Origin of the sequence: Pseudomonas sp. HD6422, assembly GCF_025377065.1 — a bacterium.
In the GTDB taxonomy this organism is placed as follows: domain Bacteria; phylum Pseudomonadota; class Gammaproteobacteria; order Pseudomonadales; family Pseudomonadaceae; genus Aquipseudomonas; species Aquipseudomonas putida_U.
Genome location: NZ_JAHWIW010000002.1, coordinates 1 through 19,429 on the forward strand (window position 1 = coordinate 1; position 19,429 = coordinate 19,429).

Below are 19,429 nucleotides of genomic sequence, written 5' to 3' on the forward strand. Positions count from 1 at the left end.
CAATACTAATTGCCCGTGAGGCTTGACCATATAACACCCAAGCAATCTGCCGAGCAGATTGTGGTGGTGAAGACGAAGCAACCGAAAATTCGTAAGGCCACAAATTCACATATCCGAATTCGCCGGGCTGTCCATCTGGACATTCTGGCAACAGAATTTCTTGACGACCATAGAGCATTGGAACCACCTGATCCCATCCCGAACTCAGCAGTGAAACGATGCATCGCCGATGGTAGTGTGGGGTTTCCCCATGTGAGAGTAGGTCATCGTCAAGATTCATTTCGCAAAACCCCTATCTGCGCGAGCAGGTAGGGGTTTTGTCTTTTGTGGCCAAATTGGTCATGTTGGTCATGGCCCGAAACCCATTCGCGACACAAGGCCGCTGCTACGAGGTATTGTGTCGTTCCCGGACCAATGCCTACCGCCTCACGAGATTCCTTCATGGCCAATACCACCTCCCTCCATCCTGGCTTCATGATCGTGCACGGCAACCGCCTGGACGAACTGCGTAGCCTGGTGGTGAGCTGGATGCGCCGTTATCCCCTGGCGCCCCTGGAGAACGAAATCGCCCTGGTGCAGAGTAACGGCATCGCCCAGTGGCTGAAACTGGCTTTGGCCGAAGACCCGCAAGACGATGATCAAGGCGGTTGCGGCATCGCCGCAGCGGTGGATGTGCAGCTTCCGGGCAGTTTCATGTGGCAGCTGTATCGTCGGGTATTGGGCCGTGACGAAATCCCCGAGGTCTCCCTGCTCGACAAGGCGCCGTTGACCTGGCGCCTGATGCGCTTGCTGCCCGAACTGATCGAGCGTCCGCATTTCGAGCCGCTGCGGCGCTTCTTGACCGATGACAGTGACCTGCGCAAACGCTACCAACTGGCCGAGCGCCTGGCCGATCTGTTCGACCAGTACCAGGTCTATCGCGCTGACTGGCTCAAGGACTGGGCTGCAGGCGAACACGTGCTCAACTCCGCACGGAGTGAACGCAAACCCTTGGCCCCAGGCAATCGCTGGCAGGCAGAATTGTGGCGAGCGTTGCTGCTGGATGTCGGCGAACAGGGCATGGCCCAGAGCCGTGCCGGTGTTCACCAGCGTTTCATCGAACGGATGAATACCCTGGAGCAGGCACCCGCCGGGTTACCTGCGCGGGTGATCGTTTTCGGAATCTCCTCGTTGCCTGCCCAGGCACTGGAAGCACTGGCAGGTCTTGCTCGGTTCAGCCAGGTGTTGTTGTGCGTGCATAACCCTTGCCGCCACCACTGGGCAGACATCGTTGCCGACAAAGACCTTCTGCGCCACCAGTACAAGCGGCAGCAGCGCAAGCAAGGCATGCCCCTGGAGCTGGACGATGAATCATTGCACCAGCATGCCCATCCGTTGCTGGCCGCATGGGGCAAGCAGGGGCGTGACTACATCAACTTGCTCGACAGCTACGACGACCCGGGCAGTTACCGGGGAGTGTTCAGCGATGGGCGTATCGACCTGTTCAGCGACAGTGAGCCGATCACGCTGCTCAAACAATTGCAGGACGATATCCTCGAACTCCGCCCTCTTGCCGAGAGCCGTGCACTGTGGCCAGGCGTCGATTCCGGGAAGGACCGGTCGGTGCGTTTCCATGTAGCGCACAGCCCACAGCGTGAGGTGGAAATCCTGCATGACCAGTTACTCGCCCGCTTCAGTGCCGACCCTACCCTGCGCCCGCGCGACGTGATCGTCATGTTGCCGGCGATCGATACCTACGCCCCACATATCCGCGCGGTGTTCGGACAGTTGCAGCGTACCGATCCTCGCTTCATCCCCTTCACCCTGACGGACCAGGGCCAACGCGGTCGCGACCCTTTATTGATCGCCCTGGAACACCTGCTCAAGTTGCCTGAAAGCCGTTTCGCCGTGAGCGAGGTACTCGACTTGCTCGACGTGCCGGCGGTGCGGGCCCGTTTCGGTATTCGCGAGGGCGACCTGCCAACCTTGCATCGCTGGATCGAGGGTGCAGGTATAAGGTGGGGCCTGAACGCCGAGCAACGGGCTTCGTTGGGTCTGCCGGAAGGCCTCGAGCAGAACAGCTGGCGATTCGGTCTGCGTCGCATGTTGTTGGGGTACGCCGTGGGCGTCGGTGAAAGCTGCGACGGCATCGAGCCCTATGACGAGATCGGCGGTCTCGATGCCGCATTGATCGGCCCTCTGGTCGCATTGCTCGACGCTCTGGATGTCGCATGCCAAGCGCTGACTCAACCTGCGACGGCCGGGGAATGGGGGGCGCGCCTCAATGCGCTGTTGCAGGTGTTCTTCCTGGCCGAGGACGAACATGACGAATTCCTCCTGATGCAACTGCAGGACCTGCGTGATAGCTGGCTGGAGGTGTGCGAGACCGTCGGCCTGCAAGACCCGCTGCCACTGACCGTGGTCCGTGAGGCCTGGTTGTCGGGCCTCGACCAGGGCAAGTTGTCGCAGCGCTTCCTTGCCGGGTCGGTGAATTTCTGCACGCTCATGCCCATGCGTGCGATCCCCTTCCGTGTCGTCTGCCTGTTGGGCATGAATGATGGTGACTACCCACGTGCCCAACCCCCATTGGACTTCGACCTGATGGCCAGCGACTATCGACCCGGTGACCGCTCGCGCCGTGAAGATGACCGCTACCTGCTGCTCGAGGCCCTGCTGTCTGCCCGCGACCAGCTTTATATCAGCTGGGTAGGTCGAAGCATTCGTGACAACAGCGAGCGCCCGGCCTCTGTGCTTATTGGCCAATTGCGCGATCACCTTGCCGCGGGCTGGCAATTGGCGGGTACTCGCAGCGGCGATCCACTGCCTGCAGGTGAGCAATTGCTGCATGCGCTGACCCAGGAGCATCCACTGCAGCCGTTCAGCCCGCGCTACTTCCAGAAGGGCAGTGCATTGTTCAGCTATGCCCATGAGTGGCAGCTGTTGCACCAGGACGCGCCTGATCCGCTGCAGGAGGCGCCGGAGTTGCCGCCCTACCACCACGACGAAGCCTTGACCTTGACGCAGTTGCAGGATTTCCTGCGCCATCCGGTTCGACATTTCTTCAGCCAGCGCCTGAAAGTGTTCTTCGAGGCGCTGGAGGCGCCGACGCCGGACGAGGAACCGTTCGTCCTCGATGCCTTGCAGCGTTACGGAGCCAGCGAACGTCTACTGGGCGCGGCGCTGCTCGACCCCGACAACGCCGAGCAGGCATTGCACACCCAGGCGCGTCGCCTGCAAGCCTGCGGCTTGTTGCCATTGGCTGGCTTCGGCGAGCTGCTGCAGGCCGAACTGGTGCAGCCACTCCCGGATCTGCTGCAACGCCATCGGCAGTTGTTACAGCGGTGGCCAACGGTGGTGGAGGGCGCATTGCCCATTCGGTTCCAGCATGCCGGCCATGAGCTGGAAGGTTGGCTCGGCCGGGTCTACCAGGCGGATGATCTAAGCCTGTTGAGCATTTCGACCGTGCCTAACACCATCAGCGCCGGACGTAACAATCTTAAATGGCATCGCCTGACCGCAACCTGGGTCATGCATCTGGCCGCCTGCGCGGTGGGATACTCACTCAACAGCGCCGTGGTCGCCAGCGATCTGACCTTGCTACTGGCGCCCCTGGCGCAGGAGCAGGCCCGCGAATTGCTCGGTGAACTGCTGGTAGCACGCCAGGCCGGTATGAATGCACCGCTGCCGGTGGCGGCCAAGACGGCATTCGCCTGGCTGGCCCAGGACGACCCGGACAAGGCCCTGGTCGCCGCCACGCGAGCCTATGAAGGAGACGAGCGGAACCATTTCGGCGAGCGCAGCGAGAGCATCGCCCTGGCCCGGCAATTCCGCGACTTCGCTGCACTGAGCGCCGACGAAACCTTCGAGGGCTGGTGCGAATCCCTCTACCGCCCCCTGTTTGCAGCGCCTTGGCAAACCCTGGGTAATCCGGAGGCCGGCGCATGAGCACAGTCCGCCCCCTGGCTTTGCAATTCCCCCTGCACGGCAGCCAACTCATCGAGGCCAGCGCCGGTACGGGCAAGACCTTCACCATTTCCGCACTGTACCTGCGCCTGATTCTTGGCCATGGCGGCGAGCAGGGCTTCGGTCGTGAATTGTTGCCGCCGCAGATCCTGGTGGTGACCTTCACCGACGCTGCCACCAAAGAGCTGCGTGAACGTATCCGCGCCCGGCTGGCCGAAGCTGCGCGGTTCTTCCGAGGTGAGTCGGAAGGTGCTGATCCCTTGCTTTGGCAGTTGCGCGACGACTACACCCAGGAGCAGTGGCCCCGTTGCGCCAGCCGTCTGGAAATTGCCGTGCAGTGGATGGACGAAGCTGCGGTCTCGACCATTCATGGCTGGTGCCAGCGGATGTTGCGCGAGCATGCGTTCGACAGCGGCAGCCTGTTCACCCAGAGCCTGGAGACCGATCACAGCGAGTTGCTCGGCCAGGTGATGCGCGACTACTGGCGGCGCTTTTGCTATGACATGCAAGGCGAGGCGTTACGCTGGGTACGCAGCCACTGGGGCAGCCCCGATGCTTTGTTACCGCGCATCCGGCCACTGTTCGGTCGCGTGCGTTCACAGCAGGAGCAGGGCGGCGAAGAGCCGCAAGATTTGATCGAATCGGCCCTGCGTGAGCGCACCGAGCAGCTTTGCCAGCTCAAGGCGCCCTGGCGCGTGTGGACCGAGGAGTTGCATCAGCTTTGCCGCGATGCGGTCGCTGCCAAACAGGCGGATGGGCGTAAGCTGCAGGCCCGCTATTTCGAGCCATGGTTCGACAAACTGCGTGCCTGGGCCGGCGACGCCGAAGTGGTGGAACTCGACCTGGGCACCGGTTTCACCCGCCTGACTCCGGCAGGGATGGCCGAGGCCTGGAAAGTCGGTGCTCCCCCCGAGCACCCGGCGCTGGAGGCCATGCAGACCCTGCAGCAACAGTTGCAAGGCCTGAGCAGCCCGGACGTGCGCCTGCTGGAGCATGCCGCGGCCTGGGTATCGGCGCGTTTCGAGCTGGAAAAACGCCGGCGCGCCGAAATGGGCTTCGATGACATGCTCCTTCGCTTGCAGAATGCGTTGGCCAGCGACGCCGGGGAACGCCTGGCCGGCCTGATCCGAGAGCAGTTCCCGGTGGCGCTGATCGATGAGTTCCAGGACACCGACCCCGTCCAGTATGGCATCTTCGAGCGTATCTATCGCATCAGCGAGAACCGCCCGGAAACCGGCCTGTTCATGATCGGTGACCCCAAACAGGCGATCTACGCCTTTCGCGGTGCGGACATCTACACCTACCTGTCGGCGCGTCGGGCGACCGAGGGGCGTCTTCACAGCCTCGATACCAACTACCGATCCAGTCAGGCCATGGTCGCTGCGGTCAACCAGGTATTCCTGCAGGCCGAGGCGCGCCAGCAGGGCCGTGGTGCCTTCCTGTTCCGCAGAGCTGACGACAACCCACTGCCCTTTATCGAAGTACAGGCCAAAGGCCGCGGCGAACAGCTATTGGTAAACGGGCAGTCCAGTGCCGCGTTGCAATGCTGGCGCTTGGAGAGTGACGAACCGATCTCCAGCACCTTCTATCGTCAGCGTCTGGCCGCCAGTTGCGCCACTCATATCGTCGCCATGCTCAATGGTGGACAGCAAGGAGTGACCGGCTTTGCCGACGCAGACGGCCAACTGCGCCCCTGCCAGCCCTCGGACATTGCGATTCTGGTGCGCGATGGTCACGAGGCACAACTGGTGCGGGCCGAATTGGCTGCCCGTGACGTGCGCAGTGTGTACCTGTCCGACAAGGACTCGGTATTCGCCGCACAGGAAGCCCATGACCTGTTGGCGTGGCTCAAGGCTTGCGCCGAGCCCGACTCCGAGCGCCTGCTCAAGGCTGCACTGGCGAGCCTGACGCTGGACCTGTCATTGCTCGATCTGGATCGTCTGAACCAGGATGAGCGGGTCTGGGAAGACTGGGTCATGCGTTTTCGGCGCTACCGCGAGACCTGGCAGCGCCAGGGTGTCCTGCCGATGTTGCGGCACCTGCTGCACGACTTCGCCTTGCCCCGCACCCTGTTGCGCCGCAGCGACGGCGAGCGGGTCCTGACCAACCTGCTGCACCTGGCTGAACTGCTGCAGCAGGCTGCAGGCGAACTCGATGGCGAGCAAGCGTTGATCCGTCATCTGGCCGAACACCTGGCCAATGCTGGGCAGGCTGGTGAAGAGCAGATCCTGCGTCTTGAGAGCGACGAACAGCTGGTCAAGGTCGTGACGATCCACAAGTCCAAGGGTTTGGAGTATCCGCTGGTCTACCTACCCTTCATCTGTACCAGCAAGCCGGTCGACGGTAGCCGTCTGCCACTGGCCTGGCACGACAGCCAGGGCCAGGCGCACTTGACCCTGGCACCCGACGCCGATCAGATCGCCCGCGCCGACGACGAGCGCCTGGCCGAGGACCTGCGTCTGCTCTATGTGGCCTTGACCCGTGCCCAATACGCATGTTGGCTCGGGGTCGCCGACCTCAAGCGGGGTAATCAGAAAAGCTCTCAGCTGCACCGCTCCGCGTTGGGCTACCTGCTGGGCGGTGGGCTTGCGCTACCAGGCTCTGGGCATCTGGACGTCTGGCTGCAGGCATTGGTCGGCGGCTCTGCTCATATTGCGTGCCCTGGGATGCCGGAGGCCGATGACCAGTGTTATCGCGCACCTCGCGGCGAGCGCGAGCTGGTACCGGCGCGCAAGCCGCGACGGGCTGCATCCGAACATTGGTGGATCGCGTCCTACAGTGCTTTGAGAATGGGAGAGCAGACATTGGGCGCTGATAGCTCTCAGGCTCAGCAGCTGCTCGATGACGAGGTCGTTGAGGCGCCGCAGCCGCGGCAGGTTTTGGCGGACAGCGGTGACATGCATCGCTTCCCACGAGGCCCCGGCCCCGGGACGTTCCTTCACGGCTTGCTGGAATGGGCTGGACGCGAAGGGTTCGCCGACATCGCCGGCGATCCGCAGCGAATCGAGCGGACCGTTGGTCAGCGCTGCAACCGCCGCAACTGGACCGGTTGGATCCCGACCCTCAGCCAATGGCTCGGGCAGTTGCTGGTCGAGCCGCTGCCGTTGCCTGGCGAGAATGCCGGCCTGGTCCTCGCGCAGTTGCAGCACTATCAGATCGAGATGGAATTCTGGTTTGCCAGCCAGCGGGTCGACGTCGAGCAACTCGACCGCCTGGTGGCGCGTCATACTCACCCGGGCTTGGTGCGACCAGCAGCGCAGCCGACGCTGCTCAACGGTATGTTCAAAGGCTTCATCGACCTGGCCTTCGAACTCGATGGGCGGTATTACGTGGCCGACTACAAGTCCAACTGGTTGGGCGTTGATATCGACGCCTACGATACCCCGGCCATGGAAAAGGCGATCCTCGAACATCGCTACGACCTGCAGTACGTACTCTACCTACTGGCCCTGCACCGCCAACTGCGGGCACGGCTGCCGGCATACGACTATGACCGCGATGTCGGCGGCGCCTTGTTCATTTTCCTGCGTGGGGCCAGCAGCAGCGGGCATGGTGTGTATTTCGCCAAGCCACCGCGTGCACTGATCGAAGCGCTCGACGCACTGTTCCGCGGCGAGAGCCAGCCTGAACAGCAAGACCTGTTTGCCGGAGCCGCGCCATGAGCCGAAGCCTCGACGATTTGCTGCCCACGCCGTTGCACGCCGAACAGCTGCTGGCGTTGGCCCCGCAGCGCGACAGCAACGACCTGTTGCTCCTGCTCGACCGTTGGGTCGAGCGTGGCTGGCTGCGAGCCCTGGACCGTGCGTTCGTGTCGTTCCTTGAAGAACGGGTGCCGGGTAGCGACCCGTTGCTGTTGCTGGCTGCCGCTCTGGCCAGTCACCAACTGGGCCACGGGCATGTCTGCCTCGACCTGAGCCAGACCTTGGACGAGCCGGATTTCGCCTTGTCGCTGCCACCTGAAGGCGATGCCCTGAGCGGGCCATTGCTGCTGCCCTCGCAGTTGCTCGCCAATCTTGACCTGACCACCTGGATCGACCGTATTGCCGCCAGCCCGCTGGTGGCCGACGGCTCCACGTCAGGGCAGCAGGCCAGGCCGCTGGTGCTCAGCGGCCAGCGCCTGTACCTACGGCGTTACTGGAGCTACGAGCGACAGATCGACCAGACCCTGCGTCAGCGGCTGCTGCAGGACGAGGCGACGCCGACCGATCTGCCCGAGCGTCTGGCGCAGTTGTTCGACGCTGGCGCCCTGGCCGGCCAGGTCGATTGGCAAAAGCTGGCCTGCGCCCTGGCCACCCGTTCTGGCTTCAGCATCATCACCGGTGGCCCCGGTACTGGCAAAACCACCACGGTCGTGCGTCTGCTGGCCCTGCTGCAAGCGCCTGCAGTGGAGCAGGGGCGACCCTTGCGGATCCGCCTGGCTGCGCCGACCGGCAAGGCTGCCGCGCGTCTGACCGAGTCGATCGGTCAGCAGGTCGAGCGCCTGCAGGTCGGTCCCGAGGTCCGTGGTCAGATTCCGACCGATGTCAGCACGGTACATCGGCTGTTGGGCAGCCGGCCGGGCTCGCGACATTTCCGTCATCACGCTGGTAACCCGTTGCCGCTGGATGTGCTGGTGGTCGACGAGGCCTCGATGATCGATCTGGAAATGATGGCCAACCTGCTCGATGCACTGCCGCCGAAGGCGCGCCTGATCCTGCTCGGCGACAAAGACCAGTTGGCGTCTGTGGAGGCCGGGGCGGTACTGGGCGACCTGTGTCGAGATGCCGAGGAGGGTCGCTATTCTGCGCAGACCCAAGCCTGGCTCGAGCAGATTGGCGGTCAGTCGCTGAGCGCCAGTGGGCTTAAGTCAGGAACGGCGGAACGGTACCCATTGGCCCAGCAAGTGGTGATGTTGCGCTTCTCCCGGCGTTTTGGCGAAGGCAGCGGTATCGGCCAGCTGGCGCGGCTGGTCAATCGCCAAGAGGCCCATGCCGCGCGCGACTTGCTGGCCCTGCCGCCGGAGGACGTCTTCGGCCTGGCGCTGCGCGGCGAACAGGACCGGGCCTTCGATCGCTTCTTGCTCGACGGCCTGGACCGTGGCCCCGAAGGACCGCAAGGTTATCGCAGCTACCTGAGGGCCATCGGCCGTCATCGACCGGCGCCGGGTACTGCTTTCGACGATCCGCGCTGGGAGCATTGGGCCGGCAAGGTGCTCCAGCACTTCGAGGACTTCCAGCTGTTGTGCGCGGTGCGCAAAGGCGCCTGGGGTGTGGAAGGGCTCAACGAGCGAGTGGCGCGGGTGCTGCACAATGCCGGCCTGATCGACGCCCAGCAGCCTTGGTACGAAGGGCGGCCGGTGCTGGTGACGCGCAACGACTACGGCCTGAAGCTGATGAACGGCGACATCGGCATCGCCCTGCGTTTGCCCGACGAGCAAGGTCAGCCTCTGCTACGCGTGGCCTTCCCGCGCAACGATGGTAGCGGCGGGGTGCGCTTCGTGTTGCCCAGTCGTCTGAACGAGGTGGAAACGGTGTTCGCCATGACCGTGCACAAGTCACAGGGTTCGGAGTTCAGCCATACCGCCCTGGTACTGCCCGACGCGCTCAACCCGGTGCTGACCAAGGAACTGATCTACACCGGCATCACCCGTGCAAAGCATTGTTTCAGCCTGATCGAACCACGCCAGGGCATATTCGAGGAGGCCGTGGCGCGCAAGGTGCGGCGTATCTCGGGCCTGATGCTGGAGCAGGTCTGAGTCAGGTGTCCTGGGCGAATGCCATCTTCGTGTTCGCGCCCATCATCAACGGAGCGTTCATCTCGGTCACTTCGCGGATGTAGTCCCATAACAAGGTAATCCGCTTCAATTTGCGCAGGTCCTCCCGGCAGTACATCCAGAACTGCCGTGTCACTTCGACCTCACCAGGCAATACGGTGACCAGCCGAGGGTCCTGTGCCGCCAGAAAGCACGGCAGGATCGCCAGCCCGCGCCCCTGCAAGGCGGCAGTGTACTGCGCGATCACGCTGGTGCTGCGCAGGCGGGCGTTGGCATTGGGGATGAGGTTGGCCAGGTACAGCAGCTCGGAACTGAATGCCAGGTCGTCCACATAACTGATGAATGGGTGTCGGGCCAGGTCGTCGGGGCTGCGGATCGGCGCGTGGGCGTCCAGGTAGTCCTGGGTGGCGTACAGCCGCAGCTGGTAGTCGCAGAGCTTGCAGCACACATAAGGCCCATGCTCGGGGCGCTCCAGGGCAATGACGATGTCCGCTTCACGCTTGGACAGGCTGATGAAGTGCGGCAGCGGCAGGATATCCACCGAAATGGCCGGGTAGGCATCGACGAAACGGCTCAGCTGCGGCGTCACGAAAAAACTGCCAAAGCCCTCGGTGCAGCCCATGCGCACATGTCCCGACAGCGCCACGCCAGAGCCGGTCACCTGCTCGCAAGCCATGTGCAGGGTGCTTTCTATGGATTCGGCATAGCTCAGCAGGCGCTGCCCTTCGGCGGTGAGCACGAAGCCGTTGGTCCGTGACTTTTCGAACAGCAGCGTGCCGAGCGCACTTTCCAGCGAGCTGATGCGCCGCGACACCGTGGTGTAGTCGACGTTGAGGCGCTTGGCCGCGCTGCTGGCCTTGCGGGTGCGCGCGACCTCCAGGAAGAACTTGAGGTCGTCCCAGTTCAGGGCGCTCAGAGATGTGAGGTCTTTTTGCATGATGATCCGGTTTTTTTGTGCGTTCTTATGGGATGTATGCACATCTATACTCGAAAAAGGCCCCGTGAACCAAGCGCCACCTCGCTGATGTTCAGGCACCAGCGTCGCGTCCGACAATAATTCCAAGGAGAACGCAGATGAACGCACCGCATACCCCCGCCCAGACCCAGGTCGAGCAGGTCAAGCTGCTGATCGACGGTCAATGGGTCGAATCGAAGTCCAGCGAATGGCGTGACATCGTCAATCCGGCCACCCAACAGGTGCTGGCGCGAGTTCCATTCGCCACCGCCGAAGAAGTGGACGCGGCCGTGGCCGCTGCCCAGCGTGCGTTCGCCTCCTGGCGCGATACCCCGATCGGCGCCCGCATGCGCATCATGCTCAAGCTCCAGGCGCTGATTCGCGAGCACACCAAGCGCATCGCCCAGACCCTTAGCGCCGAGCAGGGCAAGACCCTCGCCGACGCCGAAGGTGACATCTTCCGTGGCCTGGAAGTGGTCGAGCACGCCGCCTCCATCGGCACCCTGCAGATGGGCGAGTTCGCCGAGAACGTCGCAGGTGGCGTGGACACCTACACCCTGCGCCAACCGATCGGCGTGTGCGCGGGTATCACACCGTTCAACTTCCCGGCGATGATTCCGCTGTGGATGTTCCCGATGGCCATCGTCTGCGGCAACACCTTCGTGCTCAAACCCTCCGAGCAGGACCCGCTGTCGACCCTGCAACTGGTCGAGCTGGCGCTGGAGGCGGGCGTACCGGCCGGTGTGCTCAACGTGGTGCACGGCGGCAAGCAGGTGGTGGATGCCATCTGCACCCACCCGGACATCAAGGCGATCTCCTTCGTTGGTTCCACCGAAGTCGGCACCCACGTCTACAACCTGGCCAGCCAGCACGGCAAGCGCGTGCAGTCGATGATGGGCGCGAAGAACCACGCGGTGGTGCTGCCCGATGCCAACCGCGTACAGACCGTCAACGCCCTGGTCGGCGCCGCCTTTGGCGCTGCCGGCCAGCGCTGCATGGCGACCTCGGTGGCAGTGCTGGTGGGCAAGGCCCGCGAATGGTTGCCCGATATCAAGGAAGCGGCGAGCAAGCTCAAAGTCAATGCCGGCTGTGAACCTGGCACCGACGTTGGCCCGGTGGTCTCCAAGCGCGCCAAGGAGCGTGTGCTGGGCCTGATCGAAAGCGGCATCAAGGAAGGCGCCACGCTCGAGCTCGACGGCCGTGGGGTCAAGGTTCCAGGATACGAGCAGGGCAACTTCGTCGGTCCGACCCTGTTCTCCGGAGTCAAGACCGACATGCAGGTGTATACCCAGGAAATCTTCGGGCCGGTATTGGTGACCTTGGAGGTCGATACCCTCGACGAGGCCATCGCCCTGGTCAACCGCAACCCGTTCGGCAACGGCACCGGTTTGTTCACCCAGAGCGGCGCGGCGGCGCGCAAGTTCCAGAGCGAGATCGACATCGGTCAGGTCGGCATCAACATCCCGATCCCGGTACCGGTACCGTTCTTCAGCTTCACTGGCTCGCGTGGCTCCAAGCTGGGTGACCTCGGCCCTTACGGCAAGCAGGTCGTGCAGTTCTACACGCAGACCAAGACGGTCACTGCCCGCTGGTTCGACGACGAAAGCGTCAATGACGGTGTGAACACCACCATCAGCCTTCGCTAAGCCACCCGTCTGCGTCAAGGAGAAAACCATGCGTATCGCATTCATCGGCCTGGGCAACATGGGTGCGCCCATGGCCCGCAACCTGATCAAAGCTGGGCATCAGCTGAACCTGTTCGACCTCAACCAAGCGGTGCTGTCCGAGCTTGCCCAACTCGGCGGCCAGGTCAGCGCCTCGCCCAAGGACGCCGCTGCCGGCAGTGAACTGGTGATCACCATGCTGCCTGCGGCGGCCCATGTGCGCAGTGTCTATCTGGGGGACGACGGCGTGCTCGCCGGCGTGCGTCCGGGGACGCCGACGGTCGATTGCAGCACCATCGACCCGCAGACGGCGCGCGAAGTGTCCAAGGCCGCGGCGGCCAAAGGCGTGGACATGGGCGATGCGCCGGTATCCGGTGGAACCGGTGGCGCAGCGGCGGGGACGTTGACGTTCATGGTCGGCGCCAGCGCCGAATTGTTCGCCACGCTCAAGCCGGTGCTCGAGCAGATGGGCCGCAACATCGTGCATTGCGGTGAGGTGGGCACCGGGCAGATCGCCAAGATCTGCAACAACCTGCTGCTGGGTATCTCGATGATCGGTGTGTCCGAGGCCATGGCCCTGGGCAACGCACTGGGCATCGACACCCAGGTGCTGGCCGGGATCATCAACAGCTCGACCGGGCGTTGCTGGAGCTCCGATACCTACAACCCGTGGCCGGGCATCATCGAGACCGCGCCGGCGTCACGCGGCTATACCGGTGGCTTTGGCGCCGAGCTGATGCTCAAGGATCTGGGATTGGCTACCGAGGCCGCCCGCCAGGCGCATCAACCGGTGATCATGGGCGCGCTGGCGCAGCAGCTATACCAGGCCATGAGCTTGCGCGGTGATGGCGGCAAGGACTTCTCGGCGATCGTTGAGGGGTACCGCAAAAAGGACTGATTGACGAGGTAAAGCATCGCCGGCGTGCCGGCGATGAGGCCGTTGGATACGGCGATTGTCTCTGATCAGGCGAAGACGAAGTACTTGCGCACGGTCTCGACCACTTCCCAGGTGCCTTTCATCCCTGGTTCGATGACGAATACGTCGCCGGCCTTGAGGTGCTTGGGCTCCTCGCCTTCCGGGGTGATGATGCAGTAGCCGTCGAGGAAGTGGCAGAACTCCCACTTCTCGTAGTTGACCTCGAACTTGCCTGGGGTGCAGATCCAGGTGCCCATGATCTTGCTGCCGTCCGCCGACAGGTAGGCATTGAGGTTGACGGTATGCGGGTCGCCGCCGATGCGCTTCCACTTGGTGGCGTCCACGACCGGCGTCGGGCAGGTCTCGCGCAGGACGGTGATGAAATCGGACATGGCACAACTCCTGGTGACTGGTTGGATGACTCGTCACCTTAGGGCCATCGGCCGAGCCGCAGTTGCCTGGGCTCGACGTCCAGCTGCCTGGCCGCGCTATGCCGAGGCATTGACCTCGACGGTGATGTGGGCCAGTTCCTCGTGCGCGGCGAGCGCCTGGCGCACGCTTTCGGCGCTGAGTTCGCCCGTGGTGGCCAGGCTGAGGATGCAGGCGTACTGGTCCTTGCCTACGCGCCACACATGCAAGTCGGTGATGCGTGCCGCCACTGGCAGTTGCGCGACCACCTCGCGAACCTCTCCGACCACGGGTGCATCCATCTCGGCATCCAGCAGCACCCGGCTGGTGTCCCGCAGTAAGCCACGCGCCCATACCGCCACCAGGACCGCGCCGACCAGGCCCATGACCGGGTCCAGCCAGCCTGCTCCCCAGAGTTTGCCGGCCAAGAGGGCGATGATCGCCAACACCGAGGTGGCCGCGTCGGCGATCACGTGCAGGTAGGCTGAACGCAGGTTGAGATCGTGGTGGTGACCATGGTCGTGGTGATGCTCGTGGCCGTGGTGGTGGTGATCATGATCGTCGCGCAGTAACCAGGCGCAGATCAGGTTCACGGCCAGGCCAATCACGGCGATGGAAATCGCCTCGTCGTAGTGGATCGGGCCAGGGGCGAACAGTCGTTCCACCGACTGGAAGGCCATCAGCCCGGCGACCCCGAGCAGTAGCAGGGCACTGGAGTAACCGCCGAGGATCTCGATTTTCCAGGTGCCGAAGGCGAAGCGGCGGTCGCTGGCATAACGTCGCGCTGCGGCATATGCCAGTAGCGACAGGCCCAGGGCCAGGGCGTGCGAGCTCATGTGCCAGCCGTCGGCGAGCAGGGCCATGGAGTTGAAGAACCAGCCGCCGGCAATTTCCGCCACCATCATCACGGCCGTCAGCCACACCGCCAGCCGGGTCTTGCGCTCGGCACCGAGGTTGCGAGTGTGGAACTGATGGCTCAGCCGGCAATGGCCTGAGGTTTGTGTCGCCATGGTTTATCATGCTCCCGGAAGGTCGAGAAATATACTATACCCCAGTATACCTATGACGGTGTGAAACGACATGGCACATACCCAGAAGGGCAAGAAGCAGCTGTTGACCCGGGTGCGCAAGATCAAGGGCCAGGCGGCGGCGCTGGAAACCGCGCTGGAGCAGGACAAGGACTGCCTGGCAATCCTGCAGCAGATCGCCGCCGTACGCGGCGCGGTGAACGGGTTGATGGCCGAGGTGATGGAAGGACACATCCGCGAGCACCTGGTGGCGGATGGGCTGAGTGCGCAAGAGCGGCAGGAAGAGGCGGATAAAGTGGCGTCGCTGTTGCGGTCTTACCTGAAGTGATACCCCAGGGGGGTATCTACATATCCCTTGCTGAGTACTGCTACGATCGCGGGAAACTGCGATCGCCTCAGACTTTGGTCAGCCTGTCCACCAAGCCTGCGGCATAGCCCGGCAAGCCCAGAAAGTCCCGGGCGCACAGCAACAGCTGGCGGCTGGGCCCGCTGTGTGGGCTGGCGACCGGGGTGGTGACGGCGGCCACGGGGGTATTCGTGATGCCAGCGGTGCCTTACCTGCAAAGCCTGGGCCTGAATCGTGACGAGATGATCCAGGCCCTGGGGCTGCGTTCACTGTCTCGACCCTGGCGCTGGCCTTGGGCCTGGTTGGACAGGACGCCCTCGGTGGCCAGGCCCTCGGGGCATCGCTGATGATGGTGCTGCCGGCGTTGCTGGACATGCTGCTGGGGCAATGGCTGCGTCTGCGGATCAGCGCGGTGCTGTTCAAACGCTGCTTCTTCATCGGCCTGGGCGCCCTTGGCAGCCACCTGTTGCTCAACGGCTAGCGGAGGAGGGGCTGAGCATATCGATGCGCTGGATATCGAACTCGCGCTCCAGGTACTCCATGCGTTTTTCGAAGAACTCGGCCATGTGCGGTAGGGCCGAATGCACGTCCAGGTCGGCCTTGCTGGCCCATACCTCGAAGAACACGAACAGGCTCGGGTCCTGCTGATCGCGCAGCATGTGGTACTCGATGCAACCAGGCTCCTGGCGGCTCGGTTCGACGTAAGCGCGGAACAGGGTTTCGAAGGCGTCGGCCATTTCCGGACGGGTCTTGGCCTTGAGAATGAATGCGTATTGCTCGTTCATGGCTGGCTACTCGCTGGGGGAAGTGAAGCTATTCTATGACAATAATCTGCCTTCTATTCGTGATTCGAGCGCAAATGTATTTTGCTGCGTGGCGACTTTTTGCCTCACACGCCAGCCTTTAATCTGCCGGCCAATCGATGACCAATTCGACCTGGGCGCATAACCACGGTCGATCCGAACAGACCCGAGGCCAGCATGAAAAAGATCCTTTTGCTCAACGGTGGTAAACAGTTCGCCCATTCCGAGGGCCGCCTGAACCAGACCCTGCACGATGTCGCGCTGGCCTACCTGGACCGTGCCGGCTACGACGTCCAGCAGACCTTCATCGACGCAGGCTACGACGTGCAGGCCGAGGTGGAGAAATTCCTTTGGGCCGACGTGGTGATCTACCAGATGCCCGGTTGGTGGATGGGGGCTCCATGGACCGTGAAGAAGTACATGGACGACGTCTTCACCGCCGGGCACGGCAGCCTCTATGCCAGCGACGGCCGCAGCCGCTCGGATGCTTCCAAGCGCTACGGCAGTGGTGGCCTGATCCAGGGCAAGCAGTACATGTTGTCGCTCACCTGGAACGCACCGCTGCAGGCCTTTGACGACCCGGCCGATTTCTTCGAGGGCAAGGGTGTGGATGCGGTTTACTTCCCTTTCCACAAGGCCAACCAGTTCCTTGGCATGACCGGCCTGCCGACCTTTCTGACCAACGATGTGATCAAGAACCCGGATGTGCCGGCGGCGTTGGCGGCTTATGAAGCGCACCTTGAAGAGGTGTTTGGCAAGGCTGAGTGATTGTGTTGCCTGTGCCGGCCCTTTCGCGGGTGAACCCGCTCCGACCCGATCCCGCTGTATTTGTAGGAGCGGGTTCACCCGCGAAGGGGTCGGTACAGCTACAGCTGGACTTGGCATCGACAAGCGCTATCTAATCCCTGCAAAGTCCGAGCGAAGGCCCTGATGTGAAAACTCGATCCGAAGAGCTCCAGGTATTCGTCGCCGTGATCGACTGCGGCTCGATTTCCGCTGCCGCCGAGCAGATCGGGCAGACCCCATCGGCGGTCAGCCGCACCCTGTCGCGGCTGGAGGCCAAGCTCGGCACCACCCTGGTCAACCGCACCACCCGGCGCATGGACCTTACCGAAGAGGGGCGGTTCTTTCTCGAACGGGCGCGCCTGGTGCTCGAGCAGATGGACGACATGGAAGAGCGTTTGTCGATGCATCGCCAGAACCCGTCGGGGCGCCTGCGCATCAACGCCGCCGCACCGTTCATGCTGCACGCGATCCTGCCCTGGATCGGCGAGTTCCGCCGTCAGTACCCGGCCATCGAGCTCGAACTCAACACCGATGATTTGATCATCGACCTGCTCGAGCAGAGTACCGATGTCGCTATCCGCATCGGCGAGCTGGCCGACTCCAGCCTGCACGCCCGTTCGTTGGGGTGCAGCCCGGTGCAGGTGCTGGCCAGTCCGGCGTACCTCGAACGCCATGGCACGCCGACCCAGGTCGAGGACCTGAGCAATCACTGCCTGCTGGGTTTCAGTCAGCCCGAGTCGCTCAACCAGTGGCCGCTGCGTCATGCCCAGGGCGATCGCTGGAGCATCCGCCCGGCGCTGCTCGCCTCCAGTGGCGAGACCCTGCGCCAGTTGGCCCTGGCCGGCGAAGGCATCGTCAGCCTGTCGCACTTCATGACCCACGAAGACATCCGCGCTGGCCGCTTGCAGGTGTTGCTTGGCGAGGCCAACAACGGCTACCGCCAGCCGATCCACGCGGTCTACTACCGCAACACGCAGTTGGCGCTGCGCATCCAGTGTTTCCTCGATTTTATCCAGGACAAGCTGGCTCGCTACGCTTGCTGAGTTGCCTGAACACGACAAATTCTGTCCGCAGGCGGCGAATCTTCCCTCAAGTGTTTGCACAGTCGGCTCGCTTCGGCCTTACTGAGCGATCAACAAAAACAACACCAAGGAAGTGTCATGCGTAGTGTTCCGTTCCCGTTCCTGGCGCTCGCAGCCGCGATGTTGAGCTGCTCCTCGGCTTATGCCGTGACCTTGGAAGGCGGTGCCATTGCGGCGCCCGATCAATATGGCGCACAGGTGGCCGCCGATATCCTGAAGAAGGGCGGCAACGCCGTGGACGCCGCGGTCGCCACCGCTTTCACCCTGGCCGTGACCTACCCCGAGGCCGGCAATATCGGCGGCGGTGGCTTCATGACCCTGTTCGTCGACGGCAAGCCGTATTTCCTCGACTACCGCGAGGTGGCGCCCAAGGCCGCGACCCGCAATATGTACCTGGACGAAAAAGGTGAGGTGATCGAGAACCTCAGCCTGGTCGGCGCCCGCGCCGCAGGGGTACCTGGCACCGTGATGGGCCTGTGGGAAGCGCATCAGAAGTTCGGCAAGCTACCTTGGAGCGAGCTGCTGACACCGGCCATCGGCTATGCCCGCGATGGCTTCAAGATCGCCCAGAAGCAGTACCAGTACCGCGACGATGCCCAGGGCATGTTCAAGACCGCGACCAACTTCAACGACTACTTCGGCAACATGAAGGTGGGTGAGCCGTTCAAGCAGCCGGAAATGGCCAAGACCCTGGAGCGCATCGCCGCCAAGGGCGCCAGCGAATTCTATCAAGGCAAGACCGCCGACCTGCTGGTAGCGCAGATGCAGGCGGACAAAGGCCTGATCACCAAGGAAGACCTCAAGGACTACAAAGCTGTGTGGCGCGATCCGATCGCCATCGAGTGGCGCGGTAACGTGGTTTACACCGCTCCGCCGCCAAGCTCCGGCGGGGTGGCCTTGGCCCAGTTGCTGGGCATCAAGGAGGACCGTGCCGCGGACTTCAAGGGCGTGGCGCACAACTCGGCGCAATACATCCATTTGCTGGCGGAAATCGAGAAGCGTGTGTTCGCCGACCGCGCCGACTACCTGGGCGACCCCGGCTTCACCAAGGTGCCAGTGGACCAGCTGGTGGCCAAGGACTACCTGGCCAAGCGCGCCGCCCAGGTCAACCCCAAGGCGATTTCGGCCACCGATCAAGTCAAGCCGGGGCTGGAGCCGCACCAGACCACGCACTTCTCGATCGTCGACAAGGAGGGGAACGCGGTGAGCAACACCTACACCCTCAACCTCGACTATGGCAGCGGTGTGGTGGTCAAGGGGGCAGGCTTCCTGCTCAACGACGAAATGGACGATTTCAGCGCCAAGCCGGGCACCGCCAACGTGTTTGGTGTGGTCGGCGGCGATGCCAACGCCATCGAACCGGGCAAGCGTATGCTGTCGTCCATGAGCCCCAGCCTGATGACCCGCGATGGCAAGGTGGTGCTGGTGTTGGGCACGCCCGGCGGCTCGCGGATCTTCACCTCGATCTTCCAGGTGCTGAACAACCTGTACGACTACGATATGCCGCTGGAGAAGGCCGTGGCCGCGCAGCGCGTGCACCATCAGTTGTTGCCCAAGGACACCATCTACTTCGACAGCTATGCGCCACTGACCGGGGCGGTGGCCGATGAGCTGAAGAAAATGGGCTACGTGCTGGAAGATCAGGGTTGGGAGATGGGCGATATCCAGGCGATCCGGGTGAGCGGTGAGAAGCTGGAGACGGCATCTGATCCGCGGGGGCGTGGAGTGGGCGTGGTGGTCAAGTAAA

The 19,429-nt window shown here is 63.1% G+C and carries 14 protein-coding genes, 1 rRNA gene and 1 pseudogene; 11 read left to right on the forward strand and 5 right to left on the reverse strand.

The features are described from left to right. The first annotated feature begins 159 nt into the window (after window positions 1-159). The 4 genes from rrf to recD all read left to right on the forward strand — a co-directional run bounded on the left by rrf (window position 160) and on the right by recD (window position 9,676). Window positions 160-275 (forward strand): 5S ribosomal RNA (gene rrf / locus KY379_RS01315). 166 nt (window positions 276-441) lie between these two features. Continuing rightward, entirely contained in the window at window positions 442-3,924 is a 3,483-nt protein-coding gene (gene recC / locus KY379_RS01320; protein ID WP_261240191.1) for an exodeoxyribonuclease V subunit gamma, read from the forward strand. Further along, window positions 3,921-7,604: an exodeoxyribonuclease V subunit beta gene (recB, locus tag KY379_RS01325; RefSeq protein WP_261240190.1), complete on the forward strand. Its 3,684-nt coding sequence runs from the start codon at window positions 3,921-3,923 to the stop codon at window positions 7,602-7,604. Before recC ends, recB begins: the two co-directional genes overlap by 4 nt. Next, window positions 7,601-9,676, forward strand: a complete 2,076-nt coding sequence (recD, locus tag KY379_RS01330; protein ID WP_261240189.1) for an exodeoxyribonuclease V subunit alpha — start codon at window positions 7,601-7,603, stop codon at window positions 9,674-9,676. The genes recB and recD overlap by 4 nt, the downstream gene beginning before the upstream one ends. Window position 9,677: 1 nt before the next feature. Here recD and KY379_RS01335 read toward each other — a convergent pair whose 3' ends face one another. Continuing rightward, window positions 9,678-10,631: a LysR family transcriptional regulator gene (locus KY379_RS01335; RefSeq protein ID WP_133332173.1), complete on the reverse strand. Its 954-nt coding sequence runs from the start codon at window positions 10,629-10,631 to the stop codon at window positions 9,678-9,680. 137 nt (window positions 10,632-10,768) lie between these two features. On the opposite strand from KY379_RS01335, the gene KY379_RS01340 reads away from it, so the two are divergent. Then, complete coding sequence (locus KY379_RS01340) at window positions 10,769-12,295, forward strand: CoA-acylating methylmalonate-semialdehyde dehydrogenase (RefSeq protein WP_261240188.1); 1,527 nt, start codon at window positions 10,769-10,771, stop codon at window positions 12,293-12,295. Between the two features lie 28 nt (window positions 12,296-12,323). Next, window positions 12,324-13,211, forward strand: a complete 888-nt coding sequence (gene mmsB / locus KY379_RS01345) for a 3-hydroxyisobutyrate dehydrogenase (RefSeq protein WP_133332171.1) — start codon at window positions 12,324-12,326, stop codon at window positions 13,209-13,211. A 65-nt stretch (window positions 13,212-13,276) separates the two neighbouring features. Here the strand turns inward: mmsB and KY379_RS01350 are convergent, their stop codons facing one another. Beyond that, window positions 13,277-13,621, reverse strand: coding sequence for a cupin domain-containing protein (locus KY379_RS01350; RefSeq protein ID WP_003258412.1), 345 nt, complete (start codon window positions 13,619-13,621; stop codon window positions 13,277-13,279). 96 nt (window positions 13,622-13,717) lie between these two features. After that, window positions 13,718-14,647: a CDF family Co(II)/Ni(II) efflux transporter DmeF gene (gene dmeF / locus KY379_RS01355; protein WP_261240187.1), complete on the reverse strand. Its 930-nt coding sequence runs from the start codon at window positions 14,645-14,647 to the stop codon at window positions 13,718-13,720. A 70-nt stretch (window positions 14,648-14,717) separates the two neighbouring features. Between dmeF and KY379_RS01360 the strand changes: the two genes are divergently transcribed. After that, complete coding sequence (locus KY379_RS01360; RefSeq protein ID WP_133332169.1) at window positions 14,718-14,993, forward strand: metal/formaldehyde-sensitive transcriptional repressor; 276 nt, start codon at window positions 14,718-14,720, stop codon at window positions 14,991-14,993. Between the two features lie 67 nt (window positions 14,994-15,060). On the opposite strand, the gene KY379_RS01365 is transcribed toward KY379_RS01360, so the two are convergent. Continuing rightward, window positions 15,061-15,192 carry a hypothetical protein gene (locus KY379_RS01365; protein WP_261240186.1) on the reverse strand — a complete coding sequence of 44 codons (132 nt, stop codon included), beginning with the start codon at window positions 15,190-15,192 and terminating at the stop codon, window positions 15,061-15,063. Between KY379_RS01365 and KY379_RS01370 the strand changes: the two are divergent. Continuing rightward, a pseudogene (locus KY379_RS01370) lies at window positions 15,146-15,492 on the forward strand (TSUP family transporter); the annotation flags it as partial. The gene KY379_RS01365 and the pseudogene KY379_RS01370 overlap by 47 nt on opposite strands. Here the strand turns inward: KY379_RS01370 and KY379_RS01375 are convergent. After that, the gene (locus tag KY379_RS01375; RefSeq protein ID WP_133332166.1) at window positions 15,482-15,796 is read right to left on the reverse strand and encodes a putative quinol monooxygenase; all 315 of its coding nucleotides are present in this window, start codon (window positions 15,794-15,796) and stop codon (window positions 15,482-15,484) included. The pseudogene KY379_RS01370 and the gene KY379_RS01375 overlap by 11 nt on opposite strands. 195 nt (window positions 15,797-15,991) lie before the next feature. On the opposite strand from KY379_RS01375, the gene KY379_RS01380 reads away from it, so the two are divergent. The 3 genes from KY379_RS01380 to ggt all read left to right on the forward strand — a co-directional run bounded on the left by KY379_RS01380 (window position 15,992) and on the right by ggt (window position 19,428). Beyond that, the gene (locus tag KY379_RS01380) at window positions 15,992-16,582 is read left to right on the forward strand and encodes an NAD(P)H-dependent oxidoreductase (protein WP_196174155.1); all 591 of its coding nucleotides are present in this window, start codon (window positions 15,992-15,994) and stop codon (window positions 16,580-16,582) included. 164 nt (window positions 16,583-16,746) lie between these two features. Then, window positions 16,747-17,643: a LysR family transcriptional regulator gene (locus tag KY379_RS01385; RefSeq protein WP_133332164.1), complete on the forward strand. Its 897-nt coding sequence runs from the start codon at window positions 16,747-16,749 to the stop codon at window positions 17,641-17,643. 117 nt (window positions 17,644-17,760) lie between these two features. Beyond that, on the forward strand, window positions 17,761-19,428 hold the full coding sequence (gene ggt, locus KY379_RS01390) for a gamma-glutamyltransferase (protein ID WP_261240185.1): 1,668 nt from the start codon (window positions 17,761-17,763) through the stop codon (window positions 19,426-19,428). Window position 19,429: the final 1 nt, after the last annotated feature.